General features: G+C 51.6%; 20 protein-coding genes and 1 riboswitch. Of the genes, 19 read left to right on the top strand and 1 reads right to left on the bottom strand.

All coding sequences use genetic code 11. The features are described 5' to 3' along the window. Positions 1-139: 139 nt before the first annotated feature. On the top strand, positions 140-1,165 hold the full coding sequence (locus JNUCC32_RS00450) for an HRDC domain-containing protein (protein ID WP_192570755.1): 1,026 nt from the start codon (positions 140-142) through the stop codon (positions 1,163-1,165). A 152-nt stretch (positions 1,166-1,317) separates the two neighbouring features. Here the strand turns inward: JNUCC32_RS00450 and corA are convergent, their stop codons facing one another. Beyond that, a complete protein-coding gene (gene corA, locus JNUCC32_RS00455) occupies positions 1,318-2,253 on the bottom strand; it encodes a magnesium/cobalt transporter CorA (RefSeq protein WP_009594304.1) in 936 nt (311 codons plus the stop codon). Between the two features lie 442 nt (positions 2,254-2,695). Further along, a riboswitch (SAM riboswitch) is annotated at positions 2,696-2,824 on the top strand. 131 nt (positions 2,825-2,955) lie between these two features. On the opposite strand from corA, the gene metA reads away from it, so the two are divergent. From metA to JNUCC32_RS00545, 18 genes are all read left to right on the top strand, one after another. Then, entirely contained in the window at positions 2,956-3,873 is a 918-nt protein-coding gene (gene metA / locus JNUCC32_RS00460; protein WP_015737127.1) for a homoserine O-acetyltransferase MetA, read from the top strand. A 24-nt stretch (positions 3,874-3,897) separates the two neighbouring features. Continuing rightward, positions 3,898-5,082 (top strand): PLP-dependent transferase, encoded by a 1,185-nt coding sequence (locus JNUCC32_RS00465; RefSeq protein WP_192570756.1) that lies wholly within the window; start codon positions 3,898-3,900, stop codon positions 5,080-5,082. After that, positions 5,079-6,299, top strand: coding sequence for an aminotransferase class I/II-fold pyridoxal phosphate-dependent enzyme (locus JNUCC32_RS00470; RefSeq protein ID WP_228468853.1), 1,221 nt, complete (start codon positions 5,079-5,081; stop codon positions 6,297-6,299). The genes JNUCC32_RS00465 and JNUCC32_RS00470 overlap by 4 nt, the downstream gene beginning before the upstream one ends. A gap of 165 nt (positions 6,300-6,464) precedes the next feature. Continuing rightward, positions 6,465-7,598 carry a cyclic dehypoxanthinyl futalosine synthase gene (gene mqnC, locus JNUCC32_RS00475; RefSeq protein ID WP_015737124.1) on the top strand — a complete coding sequence of 378 codons (1,134 nt, stop codon included), beginning with the start codon at positions 6,465-6,467 and terminating at the stop codon, positions 7,596-7,598. A gap of 261 nt (positions 7,599-7,859) precedes the next feature. Continuing rightward, entirely contained in the window at positions 7,860-8,765 is a 906-nt protein-coding gene (locus tag JNUCC32_RS00480) for a putative sporulation protein YtxC (RefSeq protein ID WP_192570757.1), read from the top strand. A 463-nt stretch (positions 8,766-9,228) separates the two neighbouring features. After that, complete coding sequence (gene thrS / locus JNUCC32_RS00485) at positions 9,229-11,166, top strand: threonine--tRNA ligase (RefSeq protein WP_192570758.1); 1,938 nt, start codon at positions 9,229-9,231, stop codon at positions 11,164-11,166. A 105-nt stretch (positions 11,167-11,271) separates the two neighbouring features. Next, entirely contained in the window at positions 11,272-12,018 is a 747-nt protein-coding gene (locus JNUCC32_RS00490) for a 3D domain-containing protein (RefSeq protein ID WP_009594309.1), read from the top strand. Between the two features lie 132 nt (positions 12,019-12,150). Further along, positions 12,151-12,351 carry a hypothetical protein gene (locus tag JNUCC32_RS00495; protein ID WP_009594314.1) on the top strand — a complete coding sequence of 67 codons (201 nt, stop codon included), beginning with the start codon at positions 12,151-12,153 and terminating at the stop codon, positions 12,349-12,351. 199 nt (positions 12,352-12,550) lie between these two features. Beyond that, positions 12,551-13,657, top strand: a complete 1,107-nt coding sequence (liaF, locus tag JNUCC32_RS00500) for a cell wall-active antibiotics response protein LiaF (protein ID WP_096776410.1) — start codon at positions 12,551-12,553, stop codon at positions 13,655-13,657. Positions 13,658-13,662: 5 nt separating this feature from the next. After that, the gene (locus JNUCC32_RS00505) at positions 13,663-14,745 is read left to right on the top strand and encodes a sensor histidine kinase (protein ID WP_009594296.1); all 1,083 of its coding nucleotides are present in this window, start codon (positions 13,663-13,665) and stop codon (positions 14,743-14,745) included. 19 nt (positions 14,746-14,764) lie between these two features. Then, positions 14,765-15,418: a response regulator gene (locus JNUCC32_RS00510; protein WP_009594299.1), complete on the top strand. Its 654-nt coding sequence runs from the start codon at positions 14,765-14,767 to the stop codon at positions 15,416-15,418. A gap of 162 nt (positions 15,419-15,580) precedes the next feature. Continuing rightward, entirely contained in the window at positions 15,581-17,239 is a 1,659-nt protein-coding gene (locus JNUCC32_RS00515; RefSeq protein ID WP_192570759.1) for a S1C family serine protease, read from the top strand. Between the two features lie 130 nt (positions 17,240-17,369). After that, positions 17,370-18,056: a response regulator transcription factor gene (locus tag JNUCC32_RS00520; protein WP_009594308.1), complete on the top strand. Its 687-nt coding sequence runs from the start codon at positions 17,370-17,372 to the stop codon at positions 18,054-18,056. 1 nt (position 18,057) lies between these two features. After that, positions 18,058-19,515 (top strand): sensor histidine kinase, encoded by a 1,458-nt coding sequence (locus tag JNUCC32_RS00525; protein WP_096776408.1) that lies wholly within the window; start codon positions 18,058-18,060, stop codon positions 19,513-19,515. A 52-nt stretch (positions 19,516-19,567) separates the two neighbouring features. Beyond that, entirely contained in the window at positions 19,568-20,518 is a 951-nt protein-coding gene (locus tag JNUCC32_RS00530; RefSeq protein WP_096776699.1) for a 4-hydroxy-3-methylbut-2-enyl diphosphate reductase, read from the top strand. Positions 20,519-20,767: 249 nt separating this feature from the next. Further along, positions 20,768-21,724, top strand: a complete 957-nt coding sequence (locus JNUCC32_RS00535; RefSeq protein ID WP_009594311.1) for an ABC transporter permease — start codon at positions 20,768-20,770, stop codon at positions 21,722-21,724. Between the two features lie 31 nt (positions 21,725-21,755). Further along, the gene (locus JNUCC32_RS00540) at positions 21,756-22,652 is read left to right on the top strand and encodes a carbohydrate ABC transporter permease (protein ID WP_009594306.1); all 897 of its coding nucleotides are present in this window, start codon (positions 21,756-21,758) and stop codon (positions 22,650-22,652) included. A 79-nt stretch (positions 22,653-22,731) separates the two neighbouring features. Beyond that, positions 22,732-24,402: an extracellular solute-binding protein gene (locus JNUCC32_RS00545; protein ID WP_015737115.1), complete on the top strand. Its 1,671-nt coding sequence runs from the start codon at positions 22,732-22,734 to the stop codon at positions 24,400-24,402. The last annotated feature ends 30 nt before the right edge of the window (positions 24,403-24,432 follow it).

Here is a 24,432-nt window from a genome sequence, read left to right on the forward strand (position 1 = left end):
ACAGATTATGGTATTATAGTTTCAACAGTATAATGTATGGAACGAAGGAAGCACCTTTCTTGCCGCTGCGCGGAGGAGAGGTGCTTTTTTGCGTTGTTCCGCTTTTATGCTGATTGCGTAAACGGGAGGTTATCGAGGGATGCAAATTGTGTTCATGAATCGGATGAGCGGAGCGGATGAGTCAGGTCATCTCCGTTCGGCCCAAGTATGGATCGGCGAGGAAGAAGGAGGATGGCGACTCGGCTGGCGGAATATGGAACCGGACGGTGAAGTTTCCGATGACGAATGGTATGAAGGCAACTCATGGAATGAGCTGCTATGCGTGTATCGGCACCAGCTTGCGAAGAAGCTCGGAGAAGGCTTCCGCCCGCTAATCGAAGGGGTATTCCATGAACCTGCGGAGACCGGGAGCAAGAATCTCGGCACTCAGAAGCTGCAGTGTTACAGCGAGCTGTACGGATCGGAGGAGCTGTACACGGAGCTGTGCGCCTGGCGCAGGAGAAAGGCAGCATCCGGAAGAAAAGCGCCCTATTTCATTGCCAGCAACCGGGTGCTGCGCATGATCAGCGCTTTTGTTCCCCAGAGTGAGGAAGAGCTGCTGCAGCTTCCGGGAATCGGGGTTAGCAAGGCTTCGGAGCACGGGGTGGAATGGCTGGAGATTACGACGAAAACCGAGCGAACCACCACGTTTCCACTGGATTGGGTGTATACGCAGCTGCCGGAAGAGGAGTTCTTGTCCTGGCTGTATAAACAGAAGGAACAGAGATATCAGCAGGAGCTTGAACGCTTCCGAACCCGCCGTGCGATGCTGATTGGCATAGCCGAGGGCGCTTCGCTGACCGAGCTTGAAGCGCGTACCTCGCTGTCGCGCCGGGATTTGGTCGAGGAATTGGAAGGGCTTGAGAAGGAAGGCTATGATACGGAGCAGCTGCTCCAGGTCGAATTGAACACGATGACGGCTGCGGAGCAGGAAAACGTATGGAAGGCGTTTGAAGAGTTGGGCGATACGTTTCTTAAACCTGTGTTACAGCGGGTATACGGACAGGGACAAGCGGAGAACGCAGAAGCAGAAGAGCTGGGCGGAACGGAGAGGCTGTATGAGCGGCTTCGTCTCATACGGATCCGCTTTCGGCGCGATCAGCCCGGCAAAGCGAATGCCGGTTAATCTGCCTTAAACGAAGTCAGGACGGATTCTCCCGGTTGCAGGGAGATCCGTCCTGATGCTAATTCGCCGTGCTTGTAGATTGAGTTTGAATTGCGGCCGTTCGTATGAACCGTTGTGATCCGGCCAGTACTCTCCCCTTTGACCAGGGTGCCTCATATCCAATCTTTTTTACGGAACAGGTAAAACATGAGCGCGCCGGCAAAAACCATGATGCCGATAACCACATAATAGGAATATCTCCAATGAAGTTCCGGCATATACTCAAAGTTCATGCCGTAGATGCCCGTAATCAGCGTCAATGGAATAAAGATCGTTGTAATAGCGGTAAACACGCGCATGATTTCATTGGCCCGATTGGCGATACTGGATTGGTAAGCTTCCCGAAGGTTCCCCATGAGATCCCGATAGGTCTCGAACGTTTCGGAAATTTTAACGGCATTTTCATAGATATCGCTGAAGTATTTCTGCAGCTGGTCATCGATCAGCCGAAGATCTTTTTTGTTGAGCGTATTGATAACTTCCTTCTGAGGTCCAAGCACCTTCTTCAACCAAAGAATCTCGCTTCGCAGACCGATGATCTCGCTGAGATGGGATTTTTTGGTATGCATCAGAATGTCTTCCTCCAGCTTTTCAATCCGCGCTTCAATTCTGTCCCCTACGGAGAAGTAGTTGTCCGTGACGAGGTCGATCAGGAGATAGAGGAAGCGGTCAGGCGTGCTGACTTCATCCTCCCAGAGAAGCGGTTTGACGGTGCGAAGCTCATGGATCTTTTGCTTGGTTACCGTAATAATAAAATGCCTGCCCAGGAAAACATTCAATGCCCGAAGGAAAATCTCTTCGTCGTCAAACCGGATGCTGTTCACGACGATAAAATAGTGGTTCTCGTATATTTCAATTTTGGGACGCTGCTCCTCTTCGCTGAGGCAATCCTCAACGGCAAGATCATGCAGGGAGAAGAGGGGCTGCAGTTCGGCTAAATCATCCACGTCCGCATCCAGCCAGTAGAAGCCGCTGGCCGGAGCTGTCAGCGTCATTTCGATGTCATCAACAGGGGTAAATACGCCCGAATCGACCAACCGGATTTTCATCTGATATCACTCCTTTGTCTAATCCAAGCTGCTTAAGTCAAGCAGTTAAGGCACAGGATATCAGCCCACCGGTGTACGGGCATAAATCGAGGAAGGTTAGAATACGATAAAAAGCGCATGAAAAATAACGCTGCCCTCTGCCGGTAAGCTGATCTTGATCCTATGCGGTTGTGCGTCTTGTGCATCCAGTTTCTGGCTCGGGTCACCGTCCATCTTCCATGTCACCTCTTTCATACTCGGTTTTAAACAGCACTTGTCTAGTATAACGCCGGGTGTAGGACCTTTCAAGTGAAATCCGGAGCAGTCCAAGGGCCATGATATAGGGTATGGAAACCTTTGGTGAAGTGTGACAAACTCATGAAAAGGTTCTTGACGAAAAATTGAGAATGATTTAAAGTAGGTATCAATTACGAAACAATTCCAAACAACTGAATAAAGCGAAATCTTATCAAGAGCAGGTGGAGGGACTAGCCCTATGAAACCCGGCAACCGGCGGCAACATCGCACGGTGCTAATTCTTGCAGGAGATACGACGATTGTATAAGCCGTTGTATAGCCTGACAGATGAGAGAGGCGCATTGTGATACGTATATGATGACCTTTCTCTACTTCGAGAAAGGTCTTCTTGCGTTTATACAGTCTAACGCTCTTTCTCACAGCTTTATGGATGTATCATTTCATATTTCGAAGGAGTGAGCCGAGATGCCAATTAAAATTCCGGATGCCCTGCCGGCAAAGGAAGTTCTGGCTGGAGAAAACATTTTTGTCATGGATGAGAGTCACGCGTTTCATCAGGATATCCGCCCGCTGCGGATTGCGATCCTGAATTTGATGCCAACCAAGGAAACGACGGAGACCCAGCTGCTGCGATTGATCGGCAACTCCCCGCTCCAGGTGGATGTCGTCCTTCTTCACCCGAGTTCCCACGTATCGAAGAATACGTCGGCCGAGCATTTGAAATCATTTTACAAAACCTTTGAAGAAGTGAAGAACCGTCGTTTTGACGGCATGATCATTACAGGAGCTCCGGTCGAGCAGCTGGAGTTCGAAGAAGTGAATTACTGGGATGAGCTTACTGAAATTTTTGAATGGACCAAGACCCATGTAACCTCCACGCTCCATATCTGCTGGGCGTCGCAAGCCGGGCTTTATTATCATTACGGCGTGCCGAAATACAGCCTCGAGGAAAAGTGCTTTGGCGTATTTCCGCATACGATCAATGAAGCGTGTACCAAGCTGCTCCGCGGATTTGACGAAATGTTCTTTGTTCCGCATTCCCGTCATACGGAAGTTCGGCGCGAAGACATAACAGGCGTGGATGATTTGGTCATCCTGTCCGAGTCCGAGGAAGCAGGGATTTATTTGGTATCCAGCCGGGACGGCAAGCAGATTTTTGCCACAGGGCATTCCGAGTATGATGCGGACTCCCTGAAATGGGAGTATGACCGGGACGTTGCCAAAGGCATGGACATCGCGCTGCCGCGCAACTATTACCCGAACGACGATCCAACAAGAACGCCTCCGTCCATATGGCGCGCGCATGCAAACTTATTATTCACTAATTGGCTCAATTACTATGTATATCAGGAAACGCCATATGATATCGGTCCGCAAATTTAACAGCGTACGGAAGGAGAGTTTGTGATGGAGAAGAAACCTTTGAATATAGAGAGCCGGCTGGCACAGATCGGATCGGTGCAGGAGCCGGTAACGGGAGCAGTGAATTTTCCGATTTATCAGGCTACGGCATACCGCCATCCTAAATTAGGCCAGAGCACGGGGTTTGATTATGCCCGCACCAAGAATCCGACCCGTTCGGTACTCGAGGATGCTTGCGCCGAGCTGGAATCCGGTGACGCCGGCTTTGCCTGCAGCTCGGGCATGGCGGCCCTTCAGACGATTTTTGCGCTGTACGGTCAAGGCGATCACCTGATTGTATCGCTCGATCTGTACGGAGGGACGTATCGGCTGCTGGAGCGGATTATGTCCAAGTTTGGGGTAACGGCAACCTACGTGGATACAAACGACTTGGATGCGCTGGAAGGATCCAGACGACCGAACACGAAGGCCGTATTTATCGAAACGCCGACCAATCCGCTCATGATGGTTACGGATATCGAAGCCGTCTGTACGTGGGCAAGACGCCATCAATTGATCAGCATCGTGGATAATACGCTGCTAACCCCGTATTTCCAGAGACCCATCGAGCTTGGGGCGGATATCGTCATACATAGCGCCACCAAGTATCTGGGAGGGCATAACGATGTGCTGGCAGGCATCATCGTGACGAAGGGCAAGGAATTATCCGAGGAGATGGCCTTCCTTCATAACTCCATCGGGGCGGTGCTGAGTCCTTCCGATTCCTATCAGTTAATGAGGGGAATGAAGACACTCGCGCTTCGCATGGACCGGCACGAATCGAATGCAACCGCGGTGGCAACCTTTTTGACAACCCACCCGGCGATCGGCGAGGTGTATTACCCTGCTCTGCCGGATCATCCGGGGCATGAGATCCAGAATCGCCAATCCAGCGGCAACACGGGCATCTTCTCCTTCAAGGTGAAGGACGCCCGCTATGTCGAGCCGGTGCTGCGGCACATCAAACTGATTGCATTCGCAGAAAGCCTCGGAGGCGTCGAGTCTCTGATGACATACCCGGCGGTCCAGACCCATGCGGACATCCCGCTTGAGATTCGGGAAGCGATCGGCGTGGACGACCGCTTGCTTCGGTTCTCGGTCGGCATCGAGCATGCGGATGACCTGATCGCGGATTTGGATGCTGCGCTGGGCGCGGCTATGGCAGAAGTGGAAGGGAGCACGGGAGCATGAGCATCGATAAAGGTCTATCCGGCTTGGGAACGGAAACCAAGCAGGTATCAGTAAAACAGGGACACCAAGAAGAACTTCGTTTCGAGACGAAACTATTGCATTTCGGCGGGGAAATCGACCGGGCAACCGGCGCCTCAAGCGTTCCGATCTATCAAGCCTCGACGTTTCATCATGAAGACGTCTTTAACCCGCCGCTGCACGATTACAGCCGTTCCGGCAATCCGACGCGGCAGGCGCTGGAAGATTATATCGCCCTCTTGGAAGGAGGCGTGCGCGGCTTCGCTTATGCATCCGGCATGGCGGCGATCTCCAGCTCGTTCATGCTGCTGTCCGCGGGCGATCACATGATCGTGACGGAGGACGTATACGGCGGAACCTACCGCCTGCTGACCAGCATACTGAGCCGTATGGGCATCGAGAGCACCTTCGTCGACATGACCGATCTGGAGCAGGTGAAGGCGGCCCTCAAACCGAATACAAAAGCGGTTTATATGGAAACCCCTTCGAACCCGACCTTGAAAATTACCGACATCGGCGCCGTCACGGATTGGGCGAAGGAGCAAGGCCTGCTTACCCTGCTGGACAATACGTTCATGACGCCGTTCTATCAGCGCCCGATCGAGTTCGGCGTGGATATCGTCATCCACAGCGCAACCAAATTCCTTGGCGGACACAGCGATGTGCTGGCAGGTCTCGCCGTAGCCAGAACCCAGGAGCTGGGAGACCAGTTGAAACAGCTGCAAAATGGTTTGGGCACGGTGCTTGGAGTGCAGGATTCATGGCTCCTTATGCGGGGCATGAAGACGCTCGGCACTCGGATGGCCCACTCCGAGCAAAGCGCGGCCAAGCTGGCGGCCTGGCTGCAAGGGAGAAGCGACATTGAGCAAGTGTATTATCCCGGCCTCTTGAATCATCCGGGACGGGAAGTCCATGAGAAGCAGTCGAGCGGTTACGGCGCGGTCATCTCCTTTGACGTCGGCTCAGGCGAGCGTGCCAAGCAGGTGCTGAACCGCGTGAAGCTGCCGCTGGTAGCCGTCAGCCTGGGAGCAGTGGAAAGCATCCTGTCGTATCCGGCGATGATGTCCCATGCGGCCATGGGCGAGAAGGTTCGGCATGAGCGCGGCATTACCGACGGTTTGCTCCGCTTCTCGGTCGGACTGGAGGATGTGGATGACCTGATTGCCGATTTGGACCAGGCCATTTCTGCCAGCAATTAAAGATTTTTTAGAAGCAATGAACCTTATTTGAAGATTTGCCAAATCATAGAATTCGGCATCCTGTCACGGACGGGATGTCGTTTTTAATGGCGGAATGTGGTAGGATGGGATAGATGAAGTTTTACTGGTGATTTGTATTTTGTTTTAAGTAGGGAGGCTGCAAGAATGAGTGCGGTAAACCGTATATTGGATAAAGCTTTACGCGGTGAGCGTTTAAATTTGGAAGATACCGTGACCCTTTTTGAGAGTGATGAGATCGAGAAGATTGGCCATGCGGCGGATGTGATGACCAAGCGCCTGCATCCGGATCCCATCACGACGTTTGTTATCGGCCGGAATATCAACTACACCAACATATGTGATGTATTCTGCCGTTTCTGTGCTTTTTATCGCAGACCCGGCTCTTCCGAGGGCTATGTTCTGCCGGATGAGACGATCTTCCAGAAGATTCAGGAAACCGAGGACGTCAACGGCACTGAAATTTTGATGCAGGGCGGAGTCAATCCGGATTTGCCTTTCAATTATTATACGGATCTGCTTCGCAATATTAAGAAGCGGTTCCCTAACATTACGATGCATTCCTTCTCCCCGGCGGAAATCATGAAGATGGTGGAGATCTCCGGGCTCACACTCGAAGAGGTGATGCGCGAGCTTCACAGCGCCGGTCTGGATTCGCTGCCTGGCGGCGGCGCGGAGATTCTGGATGATCGCATCCGCAAAAAAGTCAGCCGTTTGAAAGGTACATGGCGCCAATGGATGGATGTCATGCAGACGGCCCATAAGGTCGGCATGAACACGACGGCTACCATGGTCATCGGTCTTGGCGAAACGATGGAAGAGCGTGCGCTACATATGCTTCGCGTGCGTGATGCGCAGGATGAATGCATCCAGAACGGTTATGATTCCAAAGGCTTCCTGGCCTTCATTCCGTTTACCTTCCAGCCGGACAACACAAACCTCAAGCGCGAGCGCGAAACGCCGGAAGCGTACCTGAAGACGGTAGCCATCGGCCGGCTTGCGATCGACAACGTGCCGAACCTGCAATCGTCCTGGGTAACGATGGGGCCTGAGATCGGCAAGCTGTCGCTCAGTTACGGCTGCAACGACTTCGGCAGCACGATGATGGAGGAGAACGTGGTGTCTTCCGCAGGCGCCGTGTACAAGGTCAACATTGAATCGATTATTCAATTAATCCGCGAGACCGGCAACATTCCGGCTCAGCGCAACACCCGGTATGATATCCTTCGCGTGTTCGAGGATAACAGCACCGTGGAGCGCGACTTCGTAATGCAGAACTAATCGCATAACTTATAATCCGCAAGACGGGCCGACTCGGCCCGTTTTTTATTTGATATCAGAAAGTATACATTCAAAAAGCATGAACCTTCCTGATATCGCATTAAAAAATTACTATTCAGAGGGGCAGGCCCTTCATGGAACGTGCGTAATAAACATTTTTAATATGCGCTCCGGGACTTGCTTGTTTTTCCAAGCAGGAGTTCCGTATATACCCGAGCGGGTCCCCATATACTGAAAAGGGAACTCGAAAGGAGTGATTCCATGGAACTGTTCAGCATTTCTGTCGGTACGCGGACGGAAGATGAGAAAAAGGCGTTCCACCGCATATTGTCAGACAAGCAGAAAGAGCTACATAAACAGTGCAAGCCGCTCAAATTCACATTCAGCGCTTCGAATGACCGCGTGATTTGGACGTGCTCCGGCAAGCTTCCGCTGTCTTCGTGGACCGCATCGGCCGACACGCTGCGCCGGCTTGCTGCCGAAGCGGTCACGGCTTACATTCTGGAGGAGAAGGAGCAGGAGATTGCTGCACGGTTAATGTTCTCGGAATTCGAGTTTGATGATGAGGAAGAAGCAGGGCGGATTTTGCAGTGGTTTTTGATGCTCCTGCAAAAAGAAGAAGGCCCGTCCGGGGATTTCTGGCAGAGCCGCAAGCGCAAGCTGTCCGAAGGCATATATCAATGCCTTAACGAGGCGCCGGAGCTCAATCTGGACGGTTTCATGGCCTTCAGGCTCCAGTCCTATGAACAGGAGCTTCGCGAGATGGCCGAGTACGCGGTGGATGAGTTCATGCTTGATCAGCAGTATGAGGAGTTCGTAAGCCTGCTGAAATATTTCGTTTATTTTCAGGAGCCCAAAATGCCGCTGGTTCACGTCATTCATAAAGGGGAAGAGGACTTTTTGCTGCTGGACGGCAATCTTCGCCCGATCGAACGCCCTCGTGACGACGGACTGGTTATGGAAAGGCTGGACCAGGAGATGGAGATTGAGGATATGGTCGTCAGCACGCTGATTTCGGTATCTCCGGCCCGCATGATTATCCACACGAGACAGCCGGAGCTTCCCGTCATCGCAACATTGGCCCATATCTTTGATAACCGAGCCGAAGTATGCTGCAGCTGTCCGGAATGCAGCGCGCTTCTGGGAAGCGGACGAATGATGACTTGACGCACCGAAGCGGTCAGGATTATAATTACTGATAAATTCACGTAAAAGCTCTGACAAAGACATGAATCAATCCGGATCCGACCGCTCAGAGAGAGGAAACCTCGGCTGCAATTTCCTCCGGTTCGCCATTGATTTACCCCTTTGTAGCTGTGTCGTCGAACCCGCAAGTCATCAAGAATGCGGATGAGTAGGCTTCACCGGTTCATGACCGTTACTCAATGCTGATGAAGGATCTTAATCGATTATGTACCGGGTACATAAGAGGATGGAGAGATCGAATTAGGGTGGAACCACGGGTATAACACTCGTCCCTTCGCGGGACGGGTGTTTTTTGCATGTTCCGGTATCCTTCGCTGAAGTCCAGGCGGGCTTGTGAACAGCCCAAGGCCTTGCTTCACGGGGAGACTAACGCGTCCTTCATATATGGAAGAAACGTGAAAACTTTTTTGGGGAGGAATACAAGGTGGCTATTAGCATTAAACTGCCTGACGGCTCCGTACGGGAGTATGAGGCCGGCAGCAATATCGAGGATGTGGCTGCGTCGATCAGCAGCGGACTGAGAAAGAATGCCGTTGCGGGAAAAATGGACGGGATCGTCGTGGATTTATCCACTCCGCTTCAGGACGGAGCGCTGATCGAAATCGTTACGCAGGATACGCCCGAAGGGCTTGAGGTGATGCGCCACAGTACAGCGCATTTGCTGGCTCAGGCAACCAAGCGTTTGTATGGACAGAAAGAAGTCAAGCTTGGCGTGGGGCCGGTCATCGAAGACGGCTTCTATTACGACATGGACCTGGAAGAGCCTTTGAATCCGGAGGATCTGCAGAAGATCGAGAAGGAAATGGAACGCATCATCGGCGAGAATCTGCCGATCGTCCGCAAGGAAGTGAGCCGTGCGGAAGCGCTGCGCATTTTCGGCGAGCTTGGCGATCCATACAAACTGGAGCTGATCAACGCCCTGCCGGAGGACAGCATCATTACGATTTACGAGCAGGGCGAATTCTTCGACCTTTGCCGTGGACCGCACGTCCCTTCAACCGGCAAGATCAAGGTGTTCAAGCTGATGAACGTGGCAGGCGCATACTGGCGCGGCGACAGCAAGAACAAAATGCTTCAGCGTGTTTACGGTACGGCGTTTGTGAAAAAAGCGCAGCTCGACGAGCATCTTCGCCTGCTGGAGGAAGCCAAAAAGCGCGACCATCGCAAACTGGGCAAGGAATTGCAAATGTTTACGTTCTCTCAGCTCGTTGGACAAGGCTTGCCGATCTGGCTGCCTAACGGAGCTAAGCTGCGCCGTACCCTGGAGCGTTATATCGTGGACATGGAGGAACGCCTGGGTTACCAGCACGTGTACACCCCTGTACTCGGAAACGTGGAGCTGTACAAAACCTCCGGTCACTGGGAGCACTATCAGGAGGACATGTTCCCGAAAATGGAAATGGACAACGAGGAGCTTGTTCTGCGTCCGATGAACTGCCCTCACCATATGATGGTATATAAGAGCGATATGCACAGCTACCGGGATCTGCCGATCCGCATTGCGGAGCTTGGCATGCAGCACCGCTACGAGATGTCCGGCGCGCTGACCGGCCTGCATCGCGTGCGCGCGATGACGCTGAACGACTCGCATATTTTCTGCCGTCCGGATCAGATCAAGGAAGAGTTTGCCCGGGTCATTCAGCTGATCATGACGGTCTACAAGGACTTCGGCATTCACGACTATCGCTTCCGTCTGTCTTACCGGGATCCGCAGGATACCGAGAAGTACTTCCAGAACGACGAAATGTGGGAAATGTCCCAGCGCATGCTGCGTGAAGTAGTGGAGAGCCTGGACATGCCGTTCTATGAAGCGGAAGGCGAAGCTGCCTTCTACGGACCGAAGCTTGACGTTCAGATCCGCACGGCACTGGGCAAGGAAGAAACGCTGTCCACGGTCCAGCTCGACTTCCTGCTGCCTGAGCGCTTTGAGCTGGAATATGTCGGCGACGATGGCCAGAAGCACCGTCCTGTCGTAATCCACCGCGGGATTCTGGGCACCATGGAACGCTTTACGGCATTCTTGCTTGAGAATTTTGCAGGGGCGCTGCCGTTGTGGCTTTCCCCGGTACAGGTCAAAGTCATTCCGGTATCCAACGCCTTTGAAGACTACGCGAAGGAAGTGGCCGAGAAGCTTCAATTCGCCGGTATTTCCGTAGAGCCGGATCTTCGCAACGAGAAGCTGGGCTACAAGATTCGCGAAGCACAGCTCGAGAAGATTCCATACATGTTCATCGTTGGCGAGAACGAGAAAAATGCCGGAGCGGTTTCCGTCCGCAAGCGCGGCGAAGGGGACATCGGGGCCCAGCCGCTGGACGAAATCATCCTCAAGCTGCGTGAAGAAATTAACACCCATGCGGTTTAGTTTAGCCGTAAAAGATAAGTAACCGAGGAAACATGCAGACCTCTGCCATGACGTATATTCTATTCGGGAAGTGGGAACCCTCGCTAGTAAGGGGGAGGTATTCACATGATCCAATGGAAAACATGGCAGAGGTTTTTTGCTGGTTTTATTTTATCAGCCATCTTGTTCAGCGCAGGCTCTACGGCAGTAGAGGCCCGCAATTTGATTCTAAGCGAATCCTACGAATCGACGGACACCCGAAATGTGTATGATCCATCAGAGGAAATACATGGCTCCGATTACGTTGAAATGTCTCGCTTCTATGCGCTGCGCGTGGTAGGTTTTAGTGATATGAATAGATATTTGGAGGTTCCAAGTACGGGGCCGAAGACCAGCGAGCCCGGCAAGAAACGCGAGTCCATGCCGGTGCTTGCCCCGAGGGAGGACCAGGTGCTGCATACGGTGAAGGTAACCGCTACGGGATACACGGCAGGTTACGAGTCGACCGGGAAGAAGCCGGGACATCCCCAGTATGGAATCACCTACTCCGGGGTGAAGGTCAAGCGGGATCGAAATACGCTGTCTACGATTGCCGCGGATCCTGATGTATTTCCGCTCGGCAGCATTCTCTATATCCCCGGCTATGGTTATGGAATCGTAGCGGATATCGGGTCAGCCATCAAGGGCCAGAAGATTGACCTCTATTTCTCCACCACCAAGCAGGTGTTTAAGGAGTGGGGGAAAAAGGACGTTGAGGTGCAGGTCATTAAAACCGGAAGCGGCAAATGCACGGAAGCCATGCTGAGAACCTTGGAGGACGCGATTGAGACCTATCGTTTCCTGCCTTCATCCGTGCTGGAGGAAGCCATTTAGGGTAATTTTGCTGCGCGTCTTTGGCAGTAAACATTTAAGAATAATGACACCCTGTTCATCACATACTACTTTTCGGGGGCCAAACCCCTGAAGAGGATGATGGTATCGCAAATGAACAGGGAGGTGAATATTGTGGCTAAAAAGAACAAGGTGCAAGAGAACTTTAAAACACCTAACGAAAAGTTTAACGCTGAGTTTGCTGAAGAGACCAGCATCGCCAGCAACCCAAAAGGTAACTCCAAAGTACAGGAGAACTACAAAAAACCGAACGAGAAGTTTGACGCTGAGTTTGGCGATCTGAACACACCAGGGGACCATTCTGCAAACCGTTAAGGTGTAGATGTCAACGCCCGTTCGTGCAGTAATAAGACCTCCGCTTAAAGCGGAGGTCTTTTATTATGGAATCATATCCATTTATATCCAGGGACTCGGTCTCGAGACTGAGATCAACTTCATTCCACCGCCGCTAACCCGTTCATCGCAATATGTTGTACACTGTAATTAAGAAAAAATAGAACTGGAAGGCTAGGGGATGACCATGAGTAGAAAAGGATGGAGCCAGCTTAGCAACGGATTGCTGCTCATCGGCATTGGTGTGGTGTTTCTTCTCAATCAGCTCGATATTATACATGTGGACCTTGGTTATATATTCTCGACATTTTGGCCGGTGTTCATCATCTGGTTCGGGCTGCAAAGCTTGATTTATGCCCGTGGCGGAGCATTGTGGGGCTCGATCGTACCGATCGTGATCGGATCGTACTTTCTCGGAAGAAATCTGGACATGGTCCATTTCTCTTTCGGCGATTTGATCAAATACGCGATTCCGATCATCCTGATCGGGTACGGATTGCAGGTTATTTTCAAACCGAAGGATCATACGCCGCCGCCATCACCGCCAAGTCCCGATGATTTCGGCTCGCATCGTCGGGACGATTACGATATCCCGGAGCCGCCTGAAGCGCGTCCGCTGGAATCCTCCCTGGACGAAGAATTCGAGCGAAGATTCGGCAAGCCAGACAAGGCTGACAAGGCTTATGAAGAGCCGGAGTTCGAATCAAGAGACTCGCACGATTCAAGCAAAGGGTACCGCTGGCAGGGACAGCAGCATGAGCGCCCGCGCCAGGAACGTCCGGATCGCAGCAAGTTCAGAGTTCATGTGGATTTTGACGATAACGGCAAAAGCTACGGCGACGGATCGGAATATAAGGATGAACACCACCATCATCAACATCATCATCACCAATCTTGGCATAGCCATGATACGGTGAACAAGTCCTCTTTTATCGGGGACGTGCACATGGGGAAGGATTATTTCCAGCTGAAGCCGACGAATATTTCGCAGTTCATCGGTGATACGGTATTGGACCTGACCAAAGCTCAAATCCCTTACGGCGAAACGAAAATCAACATCTCGGCGTTTATCGGGGATGTCAAGGTGTTCGTTCCGAACGATTCGGACGTCGGCATTCATGTCACGACCAATTCCTTCATCGGCGATATGAAGGTGCTGGAGGAGTCCCGAAGCGGCTTTATGAGCAATGCCGGCCTGGAAAGCCCGCATTACAGGGAAGCGGGCAAGAAAATTCGAATTACCGTGAGCGTATTTATCGGTGACGTCAAAGTGAATAGGGTAGGTTAATCGTTATGATGGGGATATTGAAAAATACCAAATGGGTGATATTGTTTTATTTTCTGTTGATCGGAGCCGGAGTTGCTGTTTTCCTGTACACAGCAAACCAATCCGGCTACATACATATTGAAGATAACCGGCTGTGGGTGTATTACACGGTCGGTGTACTTCTGTTTACGGGGATTGCGGGATACATCGCGGGACAGCGCATCCAGCGGCCGCTGGATCTGCTTCATCTGAACATGCTGCAGGTTGCCAAAGGAAATCTGAACGTGCGGCTGCCTGCCATGGAAGACGGGTCTTTTGCCAGAGTATACGATGAGTTTAACGGGATGACGGAAGCACTGGAGAAGAAAATGAAGCTGCTGCAGCGCCTCGGCGAGCAGGATGTCATTGAGAAGGAGATTGCCGCGGAAGCCGCGGTCCTCGAGGAACGGCGCCGGATGGCAAGGGATCTGCACGATACGGTCAGTCAGCAGCTGTTCGCGATCCACATGTCGGCTTCATCCCTCCCGGCGGTACTGAAGCGGAATCCGGAGCATGGGGACAAAGTGCTCGGCCAGTTGATCGAAATGTCCCATGTGGCGCAGAAGCAGATGCGGGCGCTGATTGCGCAGCTTCGGCCCGTGGAGCTGGAAGGCAGAACCCTTGAAGAAGCACTGGAACGGTGGTTTCCGGATTACTGCCGCCAAAACGGCCTGAAGGGCATGAAGGATGTCGAGCTCTACGGCGGGGTGTCGGATGCCATTGAGCATCAGCTCTTCCTGATCATCCAGGAAGCGGTGGCTAATATCGTGAAGCATGCCGGTGCAGGCCTTGTCAGCATGTCGCTTCGCGAGGACCAGAAACGCGTGATTTTAAGCATCAGCGACGACGGTGTCGGCTTTGACGAGGTGGCAGGCAAGCAGGGATCGTACGGGCTGTCGACGATGCGCGAACGGGCCGAAAAGCTTGGCGGACAGGTCGATATTATAAGCAAGAAGGGCGCGGGAACGACGGTGCGAGTAAATATCCCGTTATTTGAGGCCGAGGGCAATACCGGAGCGGCGGAGGAAGAGAACAAGGATGAGGAAGTGCTGGCTGAGCCAGTGGAATAGAGAGGGGACAACAATCATTATGGGTACGATTCGGATATTGCTGGCTGATGATCATGATATGGTTCGCATGGGGTTAAAAACATATTTATCGTTGGATCCGGGGTTTGAAGTGATCGGAGAAGCAGCGAATGGCCAAGAGGTCGTCGATATGCTGAGAAACGGGGAGGAGGCCGACCGGCCGGATCTCATTCTAATGGACCTGATGATGCCGGTGATGAACGGGGCGGAGACCACGCGCGCGGTTATGTCCGAATTCCCGGATCAGAAGATCGTGATTCTGACCAGCTTTCTCGAAGACGAGCTTGTGGTCGAGTGCATTGAAGCGGGGGCAGTCAGCTACGTGCTTAAGACGGTTTCGGCTGACGAGCTCATTTACGCCCTTCAGGGAGCGTTCCGGGGCATGCCGGTCATGACCAAAGACGTCTCGGAAGCACTCACCAGGGGAATCCGCCGGCATATGGTGAACGGGGATGAATCCGGGCTTACCGAGCGGGAGAAGGAAGTGCTGCTCCTGATTGCCGAAGGCAAGAGCAACAAAGAGATCGGCGAAGAGCTGCATATCAGCATCAAGACGGTCAAAACCCATGTCAGCAATCTGCTGATGAAGTGCGAGCTGGAGGACCGTACGCAATTGGCGATTTATGCCCACCGGAAGGGCTGGGTCAAAATATAGCAATATGTTCTTTTGGTGAGGTATGACCGGGAAGCGTCCCGGTTTTCTTTTTATCTGCCTTTTAATTGTTTTTAAGGTACTATTAAGGTTTATAGTACACAATAAGAACAGTTAATCAATTAGACCACTTGGAAGCAAGTGATTTTAATAGGAGGTAGACCAATGGACGACCAAAGAAAGCGTTACGGGTATCCGGATGATGAGGGAATGAACAGCGAAGCGAATAACAATGAAGCAACGAGACGTGAGGAAGCATCCACGGAGAATTCTTCTTATTACTATTCTTACGGACCGTTCCAGTCCATATCGAATAACCGCGACGACGAGAAAACGGAACGGCCTTACCAGAGCCGGGAACCCCAGGAAGTGGAGGTTACCCCTCCGCAGCCGGTTAAACCGATTCCATCTTCCGGCTTCTCGCAGGCCCATTCCTCCGGAAGCCAGGGTGGCGGCGGGCCTGTGGATTCCATGAAAAGAAACAAAGAGTGGAACTACAGCCAGAAGCCCAAAAATTCCGTTAAGACCGTACTATTGTCTTTCTTGGCAGGCGTCCTCGTCATTTCGAGCCTGATGTTTGCCGCTGACCGAACGAATCTGTTTACGCCGGATGCGGCGTACTCATCAGAGCCAGCCCAAGAAACTTCGGCTAACGTCCAGGATAACGGCGGAGATAACGGCGGAGCTACTACCGCATCAGCGATGATTCCATCGAATCCTGGCGACGTATCGGCAGTGGTGGATCAGGCGAGTCCGGCCGTCGTGCTGATCGAGACGCTTGTAAACAGCAGCAATAGACAAAGCACGAATCCGAACATGAACGATCCGTTCTGGTACTTCTTCGGCGGCGGTCAATCCAGCCAGGAAGGCAATGGCGGAAACAGCGGAAACGGTGGAAGCAGCAACAACGGAGGTCAGGAATCCCAGCTTCAGCCTTCAGGCATCGGCTCGGGTTTCATCTTTGAGAAGTCGGGATACATCTTGACGAATGAGCATGTAATCCATGGCGCAGATGTGATCCAAGTGACGGTACAGGGTACCAAAAAGCCTTATGAAGCGAAGCTGCTCGGTTCCAGCTATGAGCTCGATTTAGCCGTTTTGAAAATCGAAGGGGCGGATTTCCCATCGGTACAGCTAGGTGACTCCGACTCGCTGAAGGTTGGTGAATGGCTTGTTGCCATCGGCAACCCGCACGGTTTTGAACACACGGTAACCGCTGGTGTACTTAGCTCGAAGGAACGCGAGATCGATATTCAAGGCACGAACGGCGAAGCTGAGCGTAATTACGAGCATCTTCTGCAAACCGATGCTTCGATTAATCCGGGCAACTCCGGCGGACCGCTCCTCAATCTGAAGGGCGAGGTTATCGGGATGAACGTAGCCGTCAGCGCGGAAGCGCAAGGGATCGGGTTTGCGATTCCATCCAGCACGATCAAGGAAGTCGTGGAATACCTGAAAAATAACGAGGAAGTGCCGAAAGAGCCGGTTCCGTTCATCGGGGCCAGCCTGGGAACGGTCACTCCGCAAATAGCCCAATCCTTGGGTACGGACGTGAAGGAAGGTTCTTACGTTGACAGCGTCGTGTTCCGTTCGCCGGCTTATGAAGCGGACCTGCGCCAATATGACATCATTGTGGGTGTGGATGGTACCAAGTATCCGACCGCGCAGGACCTGATTGAATTGATTCAATCGAAGAAGGTAGGAGACAAAATCACGTTGAATGTGGTGCGTAACGGCAAGAACATGGACTTAGCGCTGACGATCGGCGACAAGAACGATTTTGATCTAACCCAACAACAGCAGCAACAGCAACAGCAGCCGTAACCCTGGATAGGCGTGACAACAAGCGGAAGGGACCGTTCCCTTCCGCTTGTCTTGTCCTTGAAGCGACCGATATAATGGGATTGTAACGTCGTACTAAATATAACGCTAAGAAGATAGAGGAGATGCCGCTATGCGATCCCGGATTTTGATTGTAGATGATGATGAGAAGATTATTTCCATGCTGCGCAGAGGGCTTGCGTTTGAGGGCTATGACGTCCTGACCGCATCCAACGGGGCAGAAGGATTGAAAGTGATATTGAGTGAGGACCCGGATGTCGTCGTTCTGGACGTGATGATGCCTCAGGTCGATGGATTTGAAGCGCTGCGCAGACTCCGGGAGGGCGGAAGCACGATACCGGTGCTGATGCTGACGGCAAAGGATGAGGTGGAGAACCGGGTAAAGGGGCTGGATACCGGAGCGGATGATTATCTGGTCAAACCTTTTGCGCTGGAGGAGCTGCTAGCCCGCGTCCGGGCTTTGCTGCGCCGCAAAACAGGGGATGATACCTCGAACCACCGACTGACCTTCGAGGATCTCGTGATGGATACCGATGCGAGGGAGGTCATTCGCGGCGGGCAGAGACTGGAGCTCACGGCCAAGGAATTCGAGCTGCTGCACCTGTTTATGCAAAACCCGAAGCGGGTGCTGTCCCGCGATTTGATTATGGATAAAATATGGGGCTATGACTACAGCGGGGAGTCGAACGTGCTGGAGGTTTATATCGCCATGCTCCGGCAGAAGACCGAGGAACATGGAGGTAAACGGCTGATCCAGACGATCCGCGGAGCCGGCTATATTTTAAGAGGAGATAACTAGCATGTCCATTCGGTTAAGATTGACAGCATGGTATACCGGCATTTTATTCGTGACACTGCTGATATTCAGCTCGGCGGTGTATGGCTTTGTCCATTTGTATACGTATGAGGAATTAAAGCAGCGGTTGGTGCAGGAAGCCAATAAGATTGGTTACACGTCATCGTCTGTTGCCCTACTACCGGATCGCTCCTCGGCGATTAATGCGGAGGCAGCTGATTTATATGTACAGCTCTATACGTTCTATAACGGATCCATTTGGCGGTCCGGCAACATGGAGTTTAGCGGCTTGCAATTTGAGAGTCCGACCGTTGAAAGAGCATTAAGTATGACCAAGTCCGGAGAGTTTAAACGATTTTCGTTTAATGGGGCCTCCTTTCTTGTATACGAATCTCCTGTAGTTGAAACCAACTCAAGGAAATTATTCGGATGGCTTCAAATTGGTGTAAGTACACGCACCATCGAGCAAACCCTGGACCGGCTCCAATCCATCCTCATCATGGGCTCGGCAGCGACACTCGTGATCGCTTCAACCCTAGGATTATTCTTAGCCCGGAAATCCATGAAACCGATCGGCAAGGTCACGGAGGCAGCGGAGCAGATCCAAAAAGGCACCGACCTTAGCGTACGGATCGAATACGACGGGCCTCAGGACGAGATCGGTCAGTTAATCGGCACGTTTAACGGGATGCTTGAGAGGACGGAGAGCTTCTATAAAGAGCTTGAGGATGCCTATGCGGCGCAGCGGCGCTTCGTGTCGGACGCTTCCCATGAACTTCGGACCCCGCTGACCACCATCCGGGGGAATGTGGATCTTCTGCAGAAGATGTGGACGGTTGCTCCCGGCGAGAGAGCGGATATGGACGAGGAAATGATTAAACAGATCTCGGTCGAAGCGGTAGGCGATATATCCGATGAAGCGAAGCGGATGAGCCGGCTGGTGAACGATATGCTGTCCCTGGCGCGGGCCGATACCGGCCAGACGTTTGAGCTGGACCCGGTGCCGCTCCAGCCGTTGGTTGAAGAGGTTGCACGGCGCGCTCATTTTCTGGAGAAAACCGCAGAATGGCATGTCGGAGAGCTGTCTGTCCTGAACGGTGTTTATGTGGAAGGAAATAAGGATTATTTACAGCAGATGCTGTTCATTTTTATCGAGAATGCGTTCAAGTACACGCCTGAGGGTGAGGTTAGTCTGGATGTTGTTCTATACAAAGGTCAGGTAGGCTTGCGGATTTCGGATACGGGAATCGGTATGGATAAGGATGAGGTTCCGTTCATATTCGAACGATTTTACCGCGCGGATCAGTCGAGAGGCATCACGAGCGGAACCGGACTCGGGCTGTCCATCGCCAAATGGATCATCGATGAGCATAAGGGCTCTGTCGAGGTCGTTACCCGAAGAGGGGAAGGCAGCACCTTTATCGTCTGGCTCCCCGTCGTCTTTGCTCCTCCCCTTGAATAGGGTATAATAGACTAGATCGCTTATGTATTACTACGGAAAGCAGGTGGGGATCATCGAAGTCTTGAAAATATCACCGAGAGGTTATTGTTACGGTGTCGTCGACGCCATGGTCTTGGCGCGTCAGGCGGCGCAGAATCTGGACCTTCCTCGGCCTATTTATATATTGGGCATGATTGTGCATAACAGCCATGTCACGCAATCCTTTGAGGACGAAGGCATCATTACCCTGGACGGTCCGAATCGGATGGAAATCCTGAGCCAGGTGGAGAGCGGGACCGTTATTTTTACCGCACACGGGGTCTCTCCCGAAGTACGCAAGCTTGCGCGGGATAAAGGGCTGACCACGCTCGACGCCACTTGCCCGGATGTGACGAAAACCCATGATCTGATCCGGGATAAGGCAGCCGACGGATATGAGATCATTTACATCGGGAAGAAGGGGCATCCCGAGCCGGAAGGGGCGATCGGGATCGCACCGGAACACGTGCATCTGATCGAGAAGGAAGAAGAAATTGAACAGCTTCAGGTAAAAACATCCCGAATCATCATCACGAACCAGACCACGATGAGTCAATGGGACATCAAGCATATCATGAAGAGCTTGCTCGATAAATTCCCGGGAGCGGAGATTCATAATGAAATTTGTCTTGCAACGCAGGTGCGTCAGGAAGCGGTAGCCGAACAAGCCGGTCAGGCGGATTTAGTGATCGTGGTAGGAGATCCTCGCAGCAATAACTCGAACCGTCTTGCTCAGGTATCCGAAGAGATAGCAGGAGTACCGGCCCACCGTATTGGCGATGTGACGGAACTCAAACGCGAATGGCTTGAAGGAGTAGGCAAAGTGGCAGTTACATCAGGGGCATCAACACCGACTCCGATCACGAAGGAAGTCATCGCCTATTTGGAACAGTATGAACATGATCAGCCGGAAACTTGGGAGATCAAGCGTACGGTGAATATGAGTAAATTGCTTCCGCCTGTTCGGGTGAAGAGCAAATCATAGTTAATGCCATCACAAGCTTATTTTTCAGACCCATCGCAATGATGTTTGCGGTGGGTCTTTTTACGTTTATGGAAAAGAATCGCACCCAGCGTTTCACCCTCGCAAACATTCCATGCCGTGTAAGCGTTTCATTCTCGATTGAATACTATCATTTTTCGTTGAATAGGCAAATGTTTATATTCGATCGTTTATTCTACAATGTTAGACATCAGGTAAACTTCATGGCATAGAACACACGGGGGGTTGGACATGGCGCAAATATCCGTAGAACAGGAACCTGTTCCGAAACGGAAGAAGGAAAGCTTATTGCTTCGCTTTGCTAAACAATGGGATATACAGTTAATGGTGCTTCCTGCACTGGCACTCGTTTTTGTGTTTAGCTACATACCGATGTACGGTATTTTAATGGCTTTCCAAGACTTTAACATTTTCAAGGGGATGGGCGACAGCCCGTGGGCCGGATTCAAGCATTTCGAAATGTTTTTTGAATCGCCGGAATTCATGACGGTCATGAGAAACACGATCGTCATCAGTTTGCTCAAGTTTCTTATTGGATTTCCGGCACCGATTCTGCTGGCGCTTATGCTGAACGAAGTTCGGCATATGTTCTTCAAGAGACTGGTGCAAACGGTCAGTTATCTTCCGCACTTTCTGTCCTGGGTTATCGTCTCAGGCTTTGCGATTTCGCTCTTGTCAACGGATAACGGCAGCGTGAACATTTTGCTGCAGAAGCTGAATTTGATCGAAGAGCCGATCAACTTCCTGTCGCTACCGGAATATTTCTGGGGAATTCTCGTAACGACAGGGGTATGGAAAGAGATTGGATTTTCCTCCATCGTATACTTGGCGGCGGTTGCCGGGGTTGACCCGCACATGTATGAAGCGGCTGACATGGATGGCGCAAGCAAATTCAGGCAGATCTTCACGATTACGCTTCCATCGATCATGCCGGTCGTCGTTATTTTCATGATTCTTGCCATTGGTAACTTGCTGACCGCAGGCTTCGAAGACATCTTGCTCTTGGCTAAGAACCCGGTATTGCGAGAGGTATCCGACGTTATCGACACATATGTCTATCGAATAGGTATCGAAAATTCCCGATTCTCATATGCAACGGCCGTAGGCTTGTTTAAAGCGGTGATCAGCGTCATGCTTCTGACGATTGCCAACTTGATTGCACGCAAATCAGGAAACAGCTTATGGTAAGAGATCATTATGAGGAAGGGAGCGGGTAATAGTGGTACGTCTAGCATTTGGCGACAAAGTGATGATGGTCATCATTTATATCTTCTTGGCATTCTTGGCCTTTGTAACGTTTTATCCGTTTTGGAACGGACTAGTCATTTCATTTAACTCAGGTTCAGATACGGCAATGGGGGGCGTTACCTTCTGGCCCCGTGATTTTACGCTTGAGAATTACGGCATCGTGTTTCAGGATAACCGGTTGCTGAATGGTTTCAAGATTTCGGTGCTTCGTACCGTGATCGGAACGATTTCCTCCATACTGGTAACCTCCATTTTCGCTTACGGGATGACCAAGCGGGAGCTGATCGGCCGCAAATACTACATGATTATGTGTATCGTTACGATGTATTTCGGCGGCGGCTTGATCCCGACGTTCATGCTCGTTCGCGGTTTGGGGCTGATGGATTCCTTCTGGGTGTTCATTATCCCGAGTTTGGTAAGCGTGTGGAATATGATCATCTTCCGGACATTCTTCAACGGCCTCCCAAGCGGTCTTGAAGAGTCCGCCAAAATCGACGGCTGCGGCAACTGGGGCATTTTCTTTAAGATCATTCTGCCTCTGTCCGGTCCGGTCATCGCAACATTATCGTTGTTTACGGCGGTTTCCCATTGGAATGAATGGTTCTTGCCGAGTATCTACATCAATAACGAGAACTTGCTTCCGATTCAGACCATGCTTCGTCAAATATTGAACTCCAATATTATGTCTGAACAGATGAGCAACCTGGATTCCGCTTCGCAGGCGGTGCTCTCCCGGATGCAAAGCGTAACCTCCAAGTCGTTGTCCATGGCAACCATGATGGTGGCAACGCTTCCGATTATTATGGTGTATCCATTCGTACAGAAGCACTTCGTTAAAGGTGTTCTGGTAGGTTCCCTGAAAGAGTAGGGAAAACAATGCGTGTTGTTTGAAGCCTTAAGCTTTAGACATAAATATCAAGTGTAAAAACGAAAGGGGAAATTAGAGAATGAGGTTGAGAAAGAAATCGCTGACCACGTCCATGACGGCTTTGCTTGCGGCAGCGCTGATGCTTTCTGCATGCGGCGGCGGCGGTGGAACCAAGACTGCGGATCCGGCGCCTGCAGGCGAAAACGGAACCAGCACGCCTCCAACGGAGGCATCCGACAAGTTTGTGCTTGGCGAAACACCGCTTGAGTTCAGTTTCTACGGCCATTATAACGAGTACACCATGCCGCCATGGGGACAAGACGAATCTTCGAAATGGATTAAAGAGAACAAGAAGGTAACCGTCAACGCGATCCATTCGCAAGGTAACGCCCAGCAAAAATTCAATACCATGATCGCATCCACGGAGCTTCCGGATGTGATGTGGATGGACCGTGGTCCGGACGTAGAGAAGCTGCGTCAAGCCGATATGCTCGTACCTTTCGATGAATATCTTGATAAATATCCTAACCTGAAAGAGTGGATGGGGGACGAAGGTCTGAACATGCTTCGCTCTCCGGACGGCAAGCTGTATCAGTTCCCGAACTGGTATACGAACCAACCGAACGGTAATGCAGGTTATGTTGTAAACAAGAAGATCTACAAAGAGCTTGGCGAGCCGAAGCTGGAAACGACGGATGATCTGTATGAATACCTGAAAGCCGTCAAAGCGAAATACGGCGATCAAGTGGTTCCTTATGAGCCGCACGTACAAGGTCAAGGTATCGAGGTGCTGTACTCTGCATTCGCAGAAAACGCTCTGACTCGTTGGATCAGCATCCGCGGTGTGCCTAACGGTGATAAGCTGACTTCGATCTTTACGGATCCGATTTTCCGCGAGTCGATGCAGTATTCCGCGAAGCTGTTCCGCGAGAAATTGATTTCTCAGGATGCCATGACCCAAACGGCTGACCAAGTCAAAGAAAAAGTGAACACGGGACGCGTTGCTGTGTATGCCGCTTCGAGCCCGACGGAAAATGCAATGAACGCCCACGCTGAATTGACGGCGAAGGATCCGGAAGCCGGTTACTTCATGATCTGGCCGATTCACAAGGAAGGCCTGGACAAGAACAAGATCTTCCCTGGTACTTATACGCAATTGGGTTGGAACGTAAGTGTCATTACGAAATCCGCTAAAGATCCCGAAGCGATTTTCGCATTCTTGGATTGGTACACTGGTCCTGAAGGCCAAAGCGTTCTCATGTGGGGGCCTCCAGGAGGATATTGGGACGGATTTGAAGAGGATGGCGTAACACCGAAGTTTACCGAGAAATATGTAACGGATGCTGCCGGTCTCGGCAAGCTGCAAGCCATCACAACGAATCTTCACTGGAATGGTAACACCGTGTTTGTTGATACAGCGAAAGCGAAATACGAGAGCACGTTGCCGGAAGAGCAGCGCAACTGGTCCACTCGCTGGCAATATGAAGTCACTTGGAAAACTCAAGCCAATGCTACGGAGTACATTAACCTCGATCCGGCTCCGGACAGCGAGGAAGGAATTATTCGTCAACGCGTAGAAGATATTTTTACGGAATCCAGAGCGAAAGCCCTGTATGCGAAGGATGATGCCGAAGTATTGGCAATCCTCGACAAGGCTGAAGCCGATGCTCAAGCTGCAGGATACGATAAGCTGCTTGCATTCAAAACAACGAAATGGCAAGAGAACGTTGCTAAAATGAAGGGCCAATAATTAATTTTTGCTTAAACCAAGAAGGGTATG

This window comes from Paenibacillus sp. JNUCC32 (assembly GCF_014863545.1).
In the GTDB taxonomy this organism is placed as follows: domain Bacteria; phylum Bacillota; class Bacilli; order Paenibacillales; family Paenibacillaceae; genus Paenibacillus_AQ; species Paenibacillus_AQ lautus_A.

What these genes read in the sequence shown, in the direction of transcription:
- JNUCC32_RS00465 (WP_192570756.1), top strand. Translation starts at nt 3,898, where the DNA reads ATGGAGAAGAAACCTTTGAATATAGAGAGCCGGCTGGCACAGATCGGA.
- JNUCC32_RS00480 (WP_192570757.1), top strand. Translation starts at nt 7,860, where the DNA reads ATGGAACTGTTCAGCATTTCTGTCGGTACGCGGACGGAAGATGAGAAA.
- JNUCC32_RS00470 (WP_228468853.1), top strand. Translation starts at nt 5,079, where the DNA reads ATGAGCATCGATAAAGGTCTATCCGGCTTGGGAACGGAAACCAAGCAG.
- JNUCC32_RS00505 (WP_009594296.1), top strand. Translation starts at nt 13,663, where the DNA reads ATGATGGGGATATTGAAAAATACCAAATGGGTGATATTGTTTTATTTT.
- JNUCC32_RS00450 (WP_192570755.1), top strand. Translation starts at nt 140, where the DNA reads ATGCAAATTGTGTTCATGAATCGGATGAGCGGAGCGGATGAGTCAGGT.
- JNUCC32_RS00525 (WP_096776408.1), top strand. Translation starts at nt 18,058, where the DNA reads ATGTCCATTCGGTTAAGATTGACAGCATGGTATACCGGCATTTTATTC.
- JNUCC32_RS00520 (WP_009594308.1), top strand. Translation starts at nt 17,370, where the DNA reads ATGCGATCCCGGATTTTGATTGTAGATGATGATGAGAAGATTATTTCC.
- JNUCC32_RS00545 (WP_015737115.1), top strand. Translation starts at nt 22,732, where the DNA reads ATGAGGTTGAGAAAGAAATCGCTGACCACGTCCATGACGGCTTTGCTT.
- JNUCC32_RS00515 (WP_192570759.1), top strand. Translation starts at nt 15,581, where the DNA reads ATGGACGACCAAAGAAAGCGTTACGGGTATCCGGATGATGAGGGAATG.
- JNUCC32_RS00490 (WP_009594309.1), top strand. Translation starts at nt 11,272, where the DNA reads ATGATCCAATGGAAAACATGGCAGAGGTTTTTTGCTGGTTTTATTTTA.
- JNUCC32_RS00510 (WP_009594299.1), top strand. Translation starts at nt 14,765, where the DNA reads ATGGGTACGATTCGGATATTGCTGGCTGATGATCATGATATGGTTCGC.
- mqnC (WP_015737124.1), top strand. Translation starts at nt 6,465, where the DNA reads ATGAGTGCGGTAAACCGTATATTGGATAAAGCTTTACGCGGTGAGCGT.
- corA (WP_009594304.1), bottom strand. Translation starts at nt 2,253, where the DNA reads ATGAAAATCCGGTTGGTCGATTCGGGCGTATTTACCCCTGTTGATGAC.
- metA (WP_015737127.1), top strand. Translation starts at nt 2,956, where the DNA reads ATGCCAATTAAAATTCCGGATGCCCTGCCGGCAAAGGAAGTTCTGGCT.
- JNUCC32_RS00535 (WP_009594311.1), top strand. Translation starts at nt 20,768, where the DNA reads ATGGCGCAAATATCCGTAGAACAGGAACCTGTTCCGAAACGGAAGAAG.
- liaF (WP_096776410.1), top strand. Translation starts at nt 12,551, where the DNA reads ATGACCATGAGTAGAAAAGGATGGAGCCAGCTTAGCAACGGATTGCTG.